12 protein-coding genes and 3 pseudogenes are annotated in these 12,993 nt (G+C 55.7%); 12 read left to right on the forward strand and 3 right to left on the reverse strand.

Translation table 11 applies throughout. The features are described from left to right. Window position 1: 1 nt before the first annotated feature. Complete coding sequence (locus H7847_RS12530; RefSeq protein ID WP_227269818.1) at window positions 2–358, forward strand: IolE/MocC family protein; 357 nt, start codon at window positions 2–4, stop codon at window positions 356–358. A gap of 29 nt (window positions 359–387) precedes the next feature. Then, the gene (locus H7847_RS12535) at window positions 388–903 is read left to right on the forward strand and encodes a TIM barrel protein (RefSeq protein ID WP_227269819.1); all 516 of its coding nucleotides are present in this window, start codon (window positions 388–390) and stop codon (window positions 901–903) included. Between the two features lie 340 nt (window positions 904–1,243). Here H7847_RS12535 and H7847_RS12540 read toward each other — a convergent pair whose 3' ends face one another. Together H7847_RS12540 and H7847_RS12545 are read right to left on the reverse strand one after the other, a co-directional pair. After that, window positions 1,244–2,110, reverse strand: coding sequence for a MurR/RpiR family transcriptional regulator (locus tag H7847_RS12540; RefSeq protein WP_227269820.1), 867 nt, complete (start codon window positions 2,108–2,110; stop codon window positions 1,244–1,246). A gap of 201 nt (window positions 2,111–2,311) precedes the next feature. Then, a pseudogene (locus tag H7847_RS12545) lies at window positions 2,312–2,929 on the reverse strand (IS3 family transposase); the annotation flags it as partial. Between the two features lie 379 nt (window positions 2,930–3,308). Here H7847_RS12545 and H7847_RS12550 point away from each other — a divergent pair. The 5 genes from H7847_RS12550 (at window position 3,309) to H7847_RS12570 (ending at window position 6,925) form a co-directional block, all read left to right on the forward strand. Continuing rightward, window positions 3,309–4,271: a DUF1403 family protein gene (locus H7847_RS12550; protein ID WP_227269821.1), complete on the forward strand. Its 963-nt coding sequence runs from the start codon at window positions 3,309–3,311 to the stop codon at window positions 4,269–4,271. Then, window positions 4,271–4,882, forward strand: a complete 612-nt coding sequence (gene scpB, locus H7847_RS12555) for an SMC-Scp complex subunit ScpB (RefSeq protein ID WP_227269822.1) — start codon at window positions 4,271–4,273, stop codon at window positions 4,880–4,882. Before H7847_RS12550 ends, scpB begins: the two co-directional genes overlap by 1 nt. 126 nt (window positions 4,883–5,008) lie before the next feature. Next, on the forward strand, window positions 5,009–5,317 hold the full coding sequence (locus H7847_RS12560) for a type II toxin -antitoxin system TacA 1-like antitoxin (protein ID WP_227269823.1): 309 nt from the start codon (window positions 5,009–5,011) through the stop codon (window positions 5,315–5,317). After that, window positions 5,307–5,861: a GNAT family N-acetyltransferase gene (locus H7847_RS12565; RefSeq protein WP_227269824.1), complete on the forward strand. Its 555-nt coding sequence runs from the start codon at window positions 5,307–5,309 to the stop codon at window positions 5,859–5,861. Before H7847_RS12560 ends, H7847_RS12565 begins: the two co-directional genes overlap by 11 nt. Window positions 5,862–5,866: 5 nt before the next feature. Next, window positions 5,867–6,925, forward strand: coding sequence for a toll/interleukin-1 receptor domain-containing protein (locus H7847_RS12570; RefSeq protein ID WP_227269825.1), 1,059 nt, complete (start codon window positions 5,867–5,869; stop codon window positions 6,923–6,925). 238 nt (window positions 6,926–7,163) lie between these two features. Here H7847_RS12570 and H7847_RS12575 read toward each other — a convergent pair. Beyond that, a pseudogene (locus H7847_RS12575) lies at window positions 7,164–7,328 on the reverse strand (IS6 family transposase); the annotation flags it as partial. A gap of 307 nt (window positions 7,329–7,635) precedes the next feature. Between H7847_RS12575 and H7847_RS12580 the strand changes: the two are divergent. From H7847_RS12580 to H7847_RS12605, 5 genes and pseudogenes are all read left to right on the forward strand, one after another. Beyond that, window positions 7,636–7,872, forward strand: coding sequence for a helix-turn-helix domain-containing protein (locus H7847_RS12580; RefSeq protein ID WP_227269826.1), 237 nt, complete (start codon window positions 7,636–7,638; stop codon window positions 7,870–7,872). 16 nt (window positions 7,873–7,888) lie between these two features. Then, a complete protein-coding gene (locus H7847_RS12585; protein WP_227269827.1) occupies window positions 7,889–8,572 on the forward strand; it encodes a LysR substrate-binding domain-containing protein in 684 nt (227 codons plus the stop codon). After that, window positions 8,569–9,483: an NAD-dependent epimerase/dehydratase family protein gene (locus tag H7847_RS12590; RefSeq protein WP_227269828.1), complete on the forward strand. Its 915-nt coding sequence runs from the start codon at window positions 8,569–8,571 to the stop codon at window positions 9,481–9,483. The genes H7847_RS12585 and H7847_RS12590 overlap by 4 nt, the downstream gene beginning before the upstream one ends. Before the next feature lie 171 nt (window positions 9,484–9,654). Further along, window positions 9,655–10,419 (forward strand): annotated as a pseudogene (locus H7847_RS12600) (IS6 family transposase). Between the two features lie 171 nt (window positions 10,420–10,590). Further along, window positions 10,591–12,795, forward strand: a complete 2,205-nt coding sequence (locus H7847_RS12605; RefSeq protein ID WP_227269831.1) for a type VI secretion system Vgr family protein — start codon at window positions 10,591–10,593, stop codon at window positions 12,793–12,795. Window positions 12,796–12,993: the final 198 nt, after the last annotated feature.

Genomic DNA, 12,993 nt, shown 5'->3' on the forward strand with positions numbered 1-12,993 from the left:
TATGTTGAAGGCAAAACTTGGCATCGCTCCTATTGCGTGGTGGAATGATGATGACGCATCATTGTCTGATGATGTCAGCCTAGATGAAGCTCTGCGTCAGGCTTCTGTTGCTGGGTTCACAGGAATGGAAACCGGCCGCCGATTTCCGATGGACATGGATAAGTTGGGTCCAATTCTGAACCGCTACGGTATGTCGGTTTGTGGCGGTTGGTTTTCAGGTCTGCTACTCGACGGAGATATCGAGGCCGAGAAAGATCGCATCGCTCAACAACTTGCTTTTTTTTGGCAGCAGGCGCTCCTTGCATTGTCTATGGTGAAACAGCACGTTCAATTCAAGGCGAGCGTAACCGTAGCTTGAATACAAAACCAGTGTTGTCTGAGGCTGAAATGGAAGCTTACGGCCGTAAAATTTCGGACTTTTCCGATTGGTGCGCAGCGGAAGGGATGTCGCTAAGCTATCATCATCATATGGGTGCCGTCATCGAACGGGAGCATGAGCTTGATATGTTTATGAAGCACAGTTCAGTGCCACTACTGTTTGACGCAGGGCATATGGCGTTTGCCGGTGGAGATTGCGAAGCAGTGATTGACAAGCACCACGCACGCATCAACCATGTTCATACAAAGGACGTCCGGAATACCGTTATCGGCTCGATTGACCGAGATAGCGACTGTTTCCTCGACGCTGTAATTGACGGCGCATTCACGGTGCCAGGTGATGGTTCCTTGGGCTTCGAAAAGATAGTCAAGCAATTAGCTGGTCGTGGCTATGAGGGTTGGTTTGTCGTTGAGGCCGAACAAGATCCGTTCGCCAATCCGCCGTTGGAAATGGCCAAAAAGGGCCATAGCGAACTGCTGCGGGTGATGAGGACAGCAGGGTACACTGTGGCCAATGCAGCGTGACAACGGAGCGCCAGTTTACTTTGGTTTTCACAGCGGCCTTGGCCGCTGTGATTATCTTGGCGCTCAATTTTGACCGTCTGTCTGGGGTGTCAGGCGACACTTACTTTGATTTCCCCTGATTGCGTCGATGTCCCTGAGCGTTCGCAATTATTGCGTCCTGAGGTTGCACACACGATTTTCCTTCCAGACCAGAACGTTGGTGATGACGCAGTGACGAGAGTGATTTGTCGCAAGTGAGGCGCTAACGAACCACTAGTTTTTTGAAGTTGGTGCCTCGTGTTTTGACTGCGATCACGGGACGCAGATGCGAACAGGTGCTTCATCATAAATTGCCAAGTCACTAAGCCGTCGTAACGGTGGGGATTCTTGGCTCCGATTGCCCCTGTTGAAGCGCCGCGAGGCTCAAGAGTATTGCCTGCGCAAGACATACCGGTGCTGCCAGCGAGCGAGAAAACACATACTCACGCTCTGGGATTACGAACAACGGATTTGAATACTTAGCGATTGGAGAGAGGGTTGAATCGGAAATGCCGATGATTGGTATTTGTTTCTGCCCGACCTCTTCCACGATATTTACAACTTCGTTAGCGTAGAAACGGAACGAAATCGCAACAAGCGCATCGCTTGAACTGAGCACTCTTGACATATGCGTGCTAAGGCCACCACTGGCATCTAACAGTACCGCCTTCTTTCCTAACATAGTCAAAATGTAACGAAAGAGTTCGGACACAGGAGCAGAGCGCAATTGCCCAATCAAATATATCGTTTCTGCTTTGTTTAGAACTTGCGCTGCCCGATCTAGGTCGGTTTGCCGGGTCAACTCTAGCAATTCTTGCAAAGACGCTTGATCCCTAGTTACCAACTGCTCTAAAAAACTACCGCCCTCAACAACTTCTGGCCGCGAAAGCTCAGATGTAAGCGCGGCCTGTCTGGCTGTGAAACCGGGCGCTGCTGTGGTCAACCGAGCTTTGAACAGGTGTTGCAGATCCTTAAAGCCACCGAAGCCTAAAGACTGTGAGAACCTGACGAAGCTGGATGCGTGAACGCCGCTGTCCTTTGCGATAGCGTTCAATGATCTGACGGCAACCTCGTTGGTGTTTTGTGTAAGATAAAGGGCAATATGCTGATATGTCTTTGACATGCCATCGTGTCTTTCATGCACAAGACGCATGAAATCTTCGTAGTCTGTCGGGACAGTGTCATCCATTTGCATATCCGACTGCAATAATCCTTCCACATCATTGCAGCAGATGTATTCTTTGGCAACGATGGTTGCACCAGCTTCGATGCCGTCTCGGCCAGTGTCTCTCGGGCTTTGACCTGAGACCCGACTTCCCTCCAGTTTTTGGGAGAATCCGTCGGTTGGTTTCTGGCCTCATGCGGCCTTGGTTTCCAGTCTCGATTTCATTGCAAATTCCCGCGGCGTGAGATTGCCGAGCGATGAGTGGGGTCTGTGTCGGTTGTAGTCTTCCTTCCAGGCAGTGATCTTATCGCGGGCCTCGGCCAGCGATGAGAACAGGGTTTCGTTCAAAAGCTCGTCGCGGAAACTACCGTTGAAACTTTCCACGAATGCGTTCTGCATGGGCTTTCCCGGTGCGATGTAGTGCCAGTCGATCTGCGTTTCCTGGCACCACCTGAGGACCGCCATGCTGGTCAGTTCCGTGCCGTTGTCGCTGACAATCGTTCTGGGCCTTCCGCGTCGGGTCATGATCGCGGTGAGTTCGCGTGTGACGCGCAGTCCGGAGAGCGACGTATCGGCGACGAGCGCCAAACATTCGCGGCTGAAGTCGTCTACGATGGCCAGCACCCGGAACCGTCGCCCATTTGTGAAGGCGTCAGACACGAAGTCCAAGCTCCAGCGTTCATTGGGATGCTCCGGAACCAGCATCGGTCTGCGCGTCCCGAGGGTCCGCTTCCGACCACCGCGTTTGCGCACCTGCAGCTTCTCTTCGCGATAGAGCCGCCTCAGCTTCTTCTGGTTCAACTGCCAGCCTTGTCGTTCCAGCATGACATGCACACGCCGATATTGGCGCCTCCAATATGTGCGCTGCAGGCTTCACCGCCTTTTACAAACGCCGCGATGGACGGCTATGCAAGAGTTAGCTTATCCATGAAAACAAACAGCTTTTTGTTTAGAAATCAACTGGAATGGCGAGGAACAAAGCCAGAATGTTTAGACTCCGCAACAGTCTAGCATTGCACTCACCAGCCAGTTCAAATCGTATCGCGCGGTGAATTTGGGCTTCGAACACCTGGGGTCTCCGAAAGAGCAGCAACGCGCGGCCTTTGAGCCAGAGTAAATAAACGATAATGCAAGCTTATTGGACATAGAAAAGATGTTAAAGGCGGGGCGGTTATGTATCTATTCGATAGCATAAAGCGCCGTGGTAATTTACACTGTTTGCATGATTAAGACGACCCATGCAGCAAAACGAAAAGCACCTGACGCCATTTTGCCACCCCTTTTACCAAAGTGGATCATGGGTGGTTCCGGTGCCGAAACCCCAGAAATGGCTGGCTTTGCCAGCGGATCAGCGCTCGCTCTGCTGCATGTCGCCCTTGCAGATCGTAACATCAATGTCCCTTTCGAATTGTTACGCAATCGGCTGGCGCTGCGCGCTGCCGCGCATTGTCTGAAACTGGAGGACAGGGGCCAAACAGAAGCCGACATCCGTGATGCCTACCTGCTGACCGCCCCGGGAGATACCATGGGGCCATCTGGCGACATGTTAGCGCTCTGGAGAGCGGGATCGGCGATTTCCCTGAAACTGGCCAACTGGCAAGAGCGACTACGAAGCCTGTTGCCGGAAGACATGCAGGAGCAGTGGCCCGACTGGGTCGATCTGCTGACCGAAGGTCCGGGCAACCCCGTTGCCCATGCCTGTTTGGTTCTCTCAGCCATCATTCGGGATTTTCCGCGTCAGGAGGCGGCAGCCCTTGTCTGTGCTGACACCGTTCTGGCGCGCGGTTTGGGATGGGAACGACCGCTTCCCCTTTTTGGTCTTCATCTGAACCGCAGAGTGTTTCGGGATATCGCGGACGGTACAGACGTTCAGATCGCGTGCCACAACGCCGTTGCGCGCGCTGCGCAAGATGTGGTGCGATTGGTCCATGATTTGGCCCGTCGTGCAGCGCACTTCCGCGCGATCGAACCAAAGCTGCGCACGAAGGGGTCACAAGACGCAGTGCGTCTGTTCCTGTCGGAAGACGCCGTTCTGCCCTCAACGATGTTGTCACCCACCATCCGTGGATCGAACACGGCCATGACACCCCGGTCAGCGCGGCGGCTCTGCGAACGCCTGGTCGAATTGGGTGTCGCCAAGGAGCTGACCGGCCGCGCTTCTTTCCGGCTTTACGGGGTGGCGTGATGGTGGCAGCGCGCAGATCGGAAGATGCTGAAGTGGAGATGCTCGATATTGAGCTGGAGGATTTGCCCGCCGAGTTGAGGTGGCGCGAATGGATGAACCGCATCGAGGCCGTGATTTTTGCCAGCAGCAAGCCGGTGGCGCGGGACGCCTTGTCTTTGGTGGTCGGCAAGGCCGCCAAGATCGATCTGCTGATCGAAGACATTCAGGCCGACTTGAAAGCCAAGCCCTACGAGATCGTTCTCGTGGCGGGCGGCTGGATGTTTCGGACGCGTTCACACTATGCGACGGCGATCCGAACGGCGGCCGATGTTGGAGATGGAGCTCATGATTTCTCGGAGGAGGAGATGGCGGTGCTGTGCGCCGTCGCTTACCACCAGCCAATCGACAGGGCCGGTCTTGCCGACATCTTTGGCAAGGAGATCAATCGCGATCTGCTCAGCCGCCTGCGCTACAAGAACTTGATCGGCAATGGGCCGAAAAGCCCACGGCCCGGTGCGCCACATACATTTGTGACGACGGATGAATTCTTGGCGACGTTTGATCTGCAGAGTTTGCGTGACCTACCAGAGCTAGAATTTGCGCCTGAAGAACCACATGCGATTCATGTTTAGTTTTTGTGTAAGCACTCTGTGTCTCGCTTCGCTTTCCCCACAGTCGATGAGGATTTAGGAGAGATAGTTGTCAACTATTGACATGTACGGCGTTATACCGTACATTAAGCGGGTAAGGAGAATGATATGTTTGCCATTGAAACAGTGACCCCGACAGCGGGCAAGATGGAAGCGCGTAAAGAGTTGCGTATGCATCGTGCAGATGAAGAACGTATTCGGGCTGCTGCTGCAGCGACCGGCCTACAAGAGGCTGACTTCATCCGTCAAGCAGCGCTTCTGCGTGTTCAAGAAATAGAGCAACGCGTTTCGTTGTCCGTTCTACCAGTAGAGGCGTTTGATGCGTTCAAGGGCGCAGTTGAAGCTTCGGGCAAGGTCGTGCCTGGCTTGCAAAAAGCCGCAGAGGCATCGAAAGGCCTTCTCAAGGATGCCAGCTGATGCAACGGCACCAGCGGCTAATCTAACACTCACCACATTTGACAAAAAAGCTCACGACCGCAGCAAATTTAGCTGCGGTTTTAAGCCAATCGATAATTTTCTCAAATCGTCTCTGACGGACCAAATAAAAGCCGGGATGGTTACAGCTTGGATCGCCACGGCCGAAGACGATCCAGCTGTGCTCGGGTTCTACACGCTCGGCGCAATGGCCGTTCGATCCGAATTCGGTCCGGCCAAATGGCAACGTGCCAGGGTTCCAGATGTGCCCGTCATCTACATCCGCGCTGTTGCCGTTCGAAAAGATATGCAGGGTAAAGGCCTTGGCTCGGCCCTTTTCATAGATGCTATGAAACGATGTGACGCCATCTCCGAGCAGATGGGCGCAGCCGCTATTGTATTGGACGTCTTGGAAGACGATGCGTTTGACAAAAGATGGGCATTCTATGCAGATCTTGGTTTTGAACCTCTAGGCGATCCAGCCAACAAACATCGCGTGTTTATCTCAATGGCCGATGTGCGCTCCACTCTCGGAGCCAAAGCCTAGAACACATGAATTATGATTTTACCACACTCTCAGCCAATGAATTCGAAGAACTCAACCGAGACCTTATCGGACGGGAACTCGGCATCAGGTTCGAGGCTTTTCCAGAAGGACGCGATGACGGCATGGACGGCCGGCACGCATCAGGCGAGAACAAAACAATCCTTCAGGCGAAGCACTATTATCGTTCAGGTCTATCGACACTAAAATCGAAAATGCGGACCGAACGCACTTCAATTGATGCGCTCGCGGCCGACCGCTACATTCTCGCGACCTCCACACCGCTCATGCCAAGAAACAAATCTGACCTGGCCGAGGTCATCGGTCCTTCGCTGCAATCGCAGGGCGATATCTATGGTTCCGACGATCTAAACGCGCTTTTGCGCAAGTTTGAAGACATTGAACAAGCTCATTCCAATCTCTGGAAACAGAGTACGGGGGTGATGAAATCGGTGATGACCGAGGCAGTTGAGCAGGCACTTGCCAACAGAGGATCATTGCCTCCCGCAATCCAATCCATACTCCCCGACGCGCCAGATTCCGGTTCGGGAAAATCCTTAGATAATCCACGCAACGTCGTCTTCTTCATCAAATCGTCGCCGGTCGACGATGAATTCGTGTTCTGGCTTGGTCCCAAACTGGAGGCGGAAGGCTACCAAGTCTTTGCAGACATCTTGACACTTCAACCCGGAGATCGATGGCGACGTGAGGTGAACCAGGCGCTCGACCATCGAGCGGTGAAAGTGCTACTGCTCAGCAGAGGTTCAACACTGGCAGACGAAACGGTCCAAGATGACATTGATATTGCCATTGATTTAGGCAAACGGCTTGAAGACCCGCGTTTTATCATTCCCTTGCGTTTGGAAGATGGACAGAAGGTCAAAGGCATCGGAGATGCTTTACCGGTAGATTTCGTGCGGGTTGGGGCGAGGGCCTTACTTCTCTTTTCAAAGCACTTCAGAGGCAAAAGCTTCCTAAGCGAGCAGACAATGTCAACATCAATCCCAATTGGGAACTTTTTCGAAGACGTGGCGCGATCCCACTGGTCGCGGAACCCGAACGTCTAACATCCAATTGGCTTCGTATTTCTGAAGCGCCAGATCACATCCACTATTTCGAACCATCGGGTGCTGTTGACGAAACGCGGATCAAACGAGCATTGCCTCCGACGCGGACATAGGTCTCGTCTATTACCCGGCAGGCGATCACGAGGTGATCTGCCGAAAGGGCACATGCCAGTCGACACTCGCGCGGCGCAGGTGTTTCTCGGTGCGCTTGGTCAATTCAGGCCCGAACTTTTGAATTTTGAACCCAGCGATAGACGGTCGACCTGTCGACTGTGATGCCACGCTCCGCCAGAAGATCGACGACATCCCGATAGGACAGCGGGTAACGCAGGTACCAGCGCACAGCGCAAAGGATGATATCGCGCGGAAAGCGGTGATGCTTGAACGGTGATGGGCGCGGCATGTTCAACCTCAAAGATCCAAACTTGTCCGCACATCCCGAATAATGCAACAGTCCCGTTGCAACGTTCGGGATGGCCCTGAGCCATGCGGCATGAACGCTTCCAAACCCTGTGCCGACAACGATACACTTCATGGTATATTCCTGTCTCGACCGAAGCGGTTTTGGCAGATTTCGGATATCCGCCGATTTTCCGTCTTACGGGAATAACTGGTTTCAAGACTTCTTTGAGGTATCATATGCTTGGGTGCGTCTGACCAACAATCGACAATAGTTCGATCCGCTTTTCCATACGAACCGGAGGGCTGCCATGGACCATATCGCGAGATTCCAGATGAACGGGTTGCGCGCGCTTTCTGCGCTGAGCCGATACGGCACCCTTAGCAAGGCCGCTTCGCATCTCTGTGTGTCACCCGGCGCGATCAGCAAACAGGTCGTGCGAATTGAAGAGCAGTTGGGACACCGCGTGTTTGACCGCACATCTGACGGGTTCGTACCTGTGCAGGACTATCACGGGTTTACTCGAGGAACTGTCCGGCGGATTTGACCGGATAGACTCGGCCTTGTCCTTTCTGGATTCGAGAAAGAGCAAGGAATTGCGTGTCACGGTTGCGCCTGGCCTGGCGAAAAGCTGGCTGGTCTCTAGGTTGGGCAACTTTTGCTCGACGAACGATGACATACATCTGACGGTCGACTCCAGCCACGACCTGACAGATTTGCGTAATGGCCAGTATAGCTATGGTGTCAAATTCGGGTTGGGCAGTTGGTCCGGCCTGCGAGCAAGCAAACTGATGGACCTGGAACTGTTTCCTGTTTGCGCTCCGGCCCTGCTTGGCAAACTGGAAAGCATTCAGGATCTCGAACAAGTGCCAATCATCTTTGGAGAAGAAGGGGGCTCTGGCTGGCCTCTCTGGCTTACGGCCGCGAGTGCATCGCATTTGAACCTGAAAGAGAGGTCGATGATGTCTTCTCCCGATTTGTGTATCGAAGCGGCGATCTCAGGTATGGGTGTTACTCTGGTATGGCAGACCATGGCGTTGGACGCACTTGATGCAGGTGATCTGGTGGTTCCGTTTCCGATCACTGTCAAAACCGGCGAAGCCTATTGGTTGGTGGGTCCGGAATCGCGGAGCTCGTCAGCTGCGGCACGTCATTTTCGAAAGTGGTTGAAAGAAGAGTTCCAGGTTTCGCAAAGCAAGTACGAAAAGCTCGTCGGCGCAGGACGTCTTCGCAGCAGCATGGAATGATAGGCGGTCACCTTCCCAAGACGGTTGTTACCGGCGCTGCCGGCCGCATAGGCAAAGCGATCATGGTCGGCCTTCGCCAGGGTGCGGAAGGGTGCACCGGGATCGACATGCACGGGGCCGCGGACATCCGCGCACTCGATATCCGTGATACGGATCAACTGGCATCTTTGTTCGAAGGACATCAGTTGGTGATTCATTGCGCGGGGTTGCACGCCCCGCATGTCGACAAGGTCCCGGATGAGGACTTTCGGTCGATCAATGTGGGGGGGACGCTCAGTGTCATCAGGGCTGCACGGCTTGCTGGCGTCGAGAGGCTGGTCCTCACAAGCACGACAGCGCTTTACGGGGGCGGTTCGGCAGCCGGTGAGGACGCGCGCTGGATTGAAGACAACAGTGATGTGCGGGTTCGAACGATCTATCATGAGACGAAACTCGAAGCGGAGCACTTGGTCCGGACTGCGGCGCAAGACGGCCTGCCGGCATCAATTGTCAGATTGGGGCGCTGTTTCCCCGAGAGTCGGAGCACCATGATCTTGCACCGCCTTTCGCGCGGAATTGACGAGGAAGACGCTGCTTGGGCCCATATCAAGGCGGCGCAGGCGACGTCCTCCGACCCTCAACCCGTCATCGCGGTCGCCAGGACGCCGTTCAAGCGATCAGACTGCAGAGATCTCGGGACGCGTGCCGATGAGTTGATCCGTGTCCGCTGCCCGTCTGTGGCCGCTTACTTCGATGCTCAGGGATGGACATTGCCGCGTCATGTCGACCGCATCTATTGCAGCATGAGGGCGTGGTCGGATTGGGGTTGGGAGCCCACCAAAGGCCCTGAAGTCGGGCCCTTAGACCGATGGGGGACTGATGCTGTAACCGCCCCTCGACGGCGCCATCGAGTAGTGGCGCGCCTATGCTAAGGTTGACGCAAGCGATCACAACTTGTCCACCCAGGCAATAGGTTAACAGGGTGAAACTGCAGCGCAGTACATTTTGACTAGGGTTACAGGTTTCTCTTCTCAAGATGATCTTTTCCGGGACTGTTGCATTATTCGGGATGTGCGGACAAGTTTGGATCTTTGAGGTTGAACATGCCGCGCCCATCACCGTTCAAGCATCACCGCTTTCCGCGCGATATCATCCTTTGCGCTGTGCGCTGGTACCTGCGTTACCCGCTGTCCTATCGGGATGTCGTCGATCTTCTGGCGGAGCGTGGCATCACAGTCGACAGGTCGACCGTCTATCGCTGGGTTCAAAATTCAAAAGTTCGGGCCTGAATTGACCAAGCGCACCGAGAAACACCTGCGCCGCGCGAGTGTCGACTGGCATGTGCCCTTTCGGCAGATCACCTCGTGATCGCCTGCCGGGTAATAGACGAGACCTATGTCCGCGTCGGAGGCAAATGGCGCTATCTATGGCGCGCGGTCGATGCGAACGGTCAAATGGTCGATTTCCGGCTAACCGCACGGCGAGATGTAAAGGCGGCAAGGGCTTTCCTGCACAAGGCGATCGAGCGCGTCCGGCTGCACCGGCCTGTTACGATAGTGACGGACAAGGCGCACAGCTATCGACGCGTCATTCGTGAGATCAATCACCGATATGACCCTCACTTTGACAGCATCCGACATATCGACAGAAAGTGGCGAAACAATCTGATCGAGAGCGATCACGCGGCCATGAAACGGCTGCTCGGATACCGGCAGAGCTTCCGATCCTTGCGAACGGCCAAGGCGACCCTGAGCGGGATTGAGACAATCCGGACCATCAAACGAGGGCACATCTATAACAAGCAACAAGGCGTCAAAGGCGAGATCGAATTCATCCGCGGGCTGTTCGAAACCGCTGCGCGACCCTAGCGTCCTGCTGGGCTACTGTGCACCAGCGGAAACAATGCAACAGTCCCGCTGCAAGCAATACGCGCAAGGATACGCCGATGGTCGCCCGCTGGCTATAATCGACTCGCCAGGCGGACGTGGGCATGGCAGGTCTTTGCTAAATTGTTTGAAGTAATGATGCGGGAGTTTTTTATGAACGCGGAGAGTGATTTCCTCCAGGCTGACCGGATCCTACGCATCGCGACCCCGTTGGGCGAAGATGCCTTGCTGGCCGAGAGGCTCACGGTAGAGGAACATGTCTCCGCGCTGTTTGAGATCACCGTGGCTGTACGTTCGAAAGAGCCAGAGATCGCGCCCGATCAACTCCTGGGAAAGACGGTGGATGTGAGCGTCGAGCTCAGCCAGCAACCGCCCGTCCGCCGCACCTGGAACGCCATCGTGACCAATCTGGTCGCGGGTCCGCGTGCCAGCCGGGGGTTGCGGTCCTACCAGCTGGTGCTGCGCCCTGCCTTGTGGATGCTCACACAGAAGAGTGACTGCCGCATCTGGCTTGACAAATCCGCCACCGAGGTCGCCGAGATCCTCTGCCAGGAGCACGGGTTGCTGACCCCCGTCATCGCGGGTGTGGTCGAGCCAGTGCCCCGGCAACACTATTCTGTTCAATGGAACGAGACGGATCTCGACTACCTGATGCGACGGCTGCAGGAGGATGGGCTGTTCTTTTTCTGGCGGCACGAGGAAGGTGCGCATACCCTGCACATCGCATCGCACCCGGCGGGGTATCTGGCCGCGCTCGAAGACGATGGTGATGTGCGGTTTGCCGCTGGATCGACGGATCGCAACCAGATTAACCGGTTCGAGACGACCTTCCGCTACATTCCCGGCAGCCACGCGGGGCGCGACTGGAACTTCACCACGCCGGGGACGGTGCCGGGTGCGGCATCGCTTGGGCTGGTGACGCTGCCAAAGAACGGCGGCTATGAGCTCTTTGAATACCCGGTGCAGGCGGGCTACGGGACCGGCACGCGGGCCAGTGAGGGCATCGACAACGCCGAGGTCGAGCGTGTCTCAAAGCTGCGCATGCAAGCGCATGAGGCAGAGCACGCCCGGGTCGAGGGCGCCGGAACGGTGCGCACGCTGGCACCGGGGCATCGCTTTACGCCCTACGATTTGGCGGATCCCGACGCCGCGTATCAGCCGCATGTGATCCTGTCGATCCACCACGACGTCGTGGACACCAGCTATGAGAGCGTCGAGAACCAGCCAGAATACGTGAACCGGTTTTTGGCCCTGACCGCCGATGTGCCCGCGACGCCGCAACGCACGGTGCCACAGCCGCGGATCGACGGCACCCAGGTGGCGATCGTCGCGGGCCCCGAGGGCGAAGAGATCCACCCCGACGAATACGGCCGCATCAAGCTGTGGTTCCCCTGGGACAGGCGGGCGGCCAAGGACGGCTCGGACACCTGCTGGGTGCGCGTGGCCCAAAACTGGGCGGGCGCCGGCTGGGGCGGCCAGGTCATCCCCCGCATCGGCATGGAAGTCATGGTCACCTACCTCGACGGCGACCCCGACAGACCTGTGGTCACGGGCGTCGTGCCGAATGCCCGCCAGAAGGTGCCATACGAGTTGCCGGGGAATAAGACACGTACGGTGCTGCGAACGAACAGCCACAAGTCGAGCGGCTTCAATGAACTACGCTTCGAGGACCAGGCCGCGCAAGAGGAGGTCTTCATCAGGGCGCAGCGTGACCGCAACGAAAAGACATTGCGTCACCACACGGAGAGAATCGACCAGAATTGGGTTCAGTCAGTCGGAGCACACAAGGCCGTTGAGGTCGAAGGCAGTCACGACGAGGTGGTGGCCGGCAACATGAACCTGCACGTAGGTAGCCTCAACACGCGCAACGCGGCGCAGTTTGCAACCAAAACCAACTGGCAAGGCATGCCCGCAGCCGCCGAGTTTCTCGGCGCACGTGCAATCAACACTCTTGGCAGCGGCATGCTTTCAATCACGACCGAGCGCGGCATCACGGAAACGACAATGGGCATGAAAGCCCAGAATGTGGGCCATTCGAATCAATCCTTTGCAGGAGTTTCTCAGAACATCGCGGCCGGAAAGGCGGTACAGATAGAAAGCGGACGTGTGGTTAGCGTGCGCGCTGACACGTCTGTGTCCATCGCATCAGATGGAGAAGTGACAGTCTATTGCGGCGCTTCCTCCCTGCGCATGTTCCGCAACGGAGATGTGCACCTCTCTGGGCGCAAGCTTTCGCTCAATTTTACAAGCGACGTCGAGATCAATAGCGAAGGTTTGGTATCTTTGGATGCAAATGACGTTTCGCAGAAATCGGACACCGGTTTCACAATCAAAGGAGCGCGCGTTGATATCAATTGACCACATGTTTGCTGGAGTCTTCGCTGGGGTGCTTGCTGTGACGGCGTGCCCCGCCGCAGCGTACGATGAGTTCCGATGCGACATCGACAGCTATGAGGGCAGCGGCACCCACCTTCAAAAGCTGAAGCTCGCAGACAACTACGAAGGTTTCTTCGGTTTGATGATGCAAGGATCGGAAGAAGCACACCAACGGATGCG

Origin of the sequence: Roseobacter weihaiensis (genome assembly GCF_020622345.1) — a bacterium.
Lineage (GTDB): Bacteria > Pseudomonadota > Alphaproteobacteria > Rhodobacterales > Rhodobacteraceae > Roseobacter > Roseobacter weihaiensis.

Coding starts and splice junctions, on each gene's coding strand:
- H7847_RS12530 (WP_227269818.1), top strand. CDS start 2: ATGTTGAAGGCAAAACTTGGCATCGCTCCTATTGCGTGGTGGAATGAT.
- H7847_RS12535 (WP_227269819.1), top strand. CDS start 388: ATGGAAGCTTACGGCCGTAAAATTTCGGACTTTTCCGATTGGTGCGCA.
- H7847_RS12540 (WP_227269820.1), bottom strand. CDS start 2,110: ATGGATGACACTGTCCCGACAGACTACGAAGATTTCATGCGTCTTGTG.
- H7847_RS12550 (WP_227269821.1), top strand. CDS start 3,309: ATGATTAAGACGACCCATGCAGCAAAACGAAAAGCACCTGACGCCATT.
- scpB (WP_227269822.1), top strand. CDS start 4,271: ATGGTGGCAGCGCGCAGATCGGAAGATGCTGAAGTGGAGATGCTCGAT.
- H7847_RS12560 (WP_227269823.1), top strand. CDS start 5,009: ATGTTTGCCATTGAAACAGTGACCCCGACAGCGGGCAAGATGGAAGCG.
- H7847_RS12565 (WP_227269824.1), top strand. CDS start 5,307: ATGCCAGCTGATGCAACGGCACCAGCGGCTAATCTAACACTCACCACA.
- H7847_RS12570 (WP_227269825.1), top strand. CDS start 5,867: ATGAATTATGATTTTACCACACTCTCAGCCAATGAATTCGAAGAACTC.
- H7847_RS12580 (WP_227269826.1), top strand. CDS start 7,636: ATGGACCATATCGCGAGATTCCAGATGAACGGGTTGCGCGCGCTTTCT.
- H7847_RS12590 (WP_227269828.1), top strand. CDS start 8,569: ATGATAGGCGGTCACCTTCCCAAGACGGTTGTTACCGGCGCTGCCGGC.
- H7847_RS12605 (WP_227269831.1), top strand. CDS start 10,591: ATGAACGCGGAGAGTGATTTCCTCCAGGCTGACCGGATCCTACGCATC.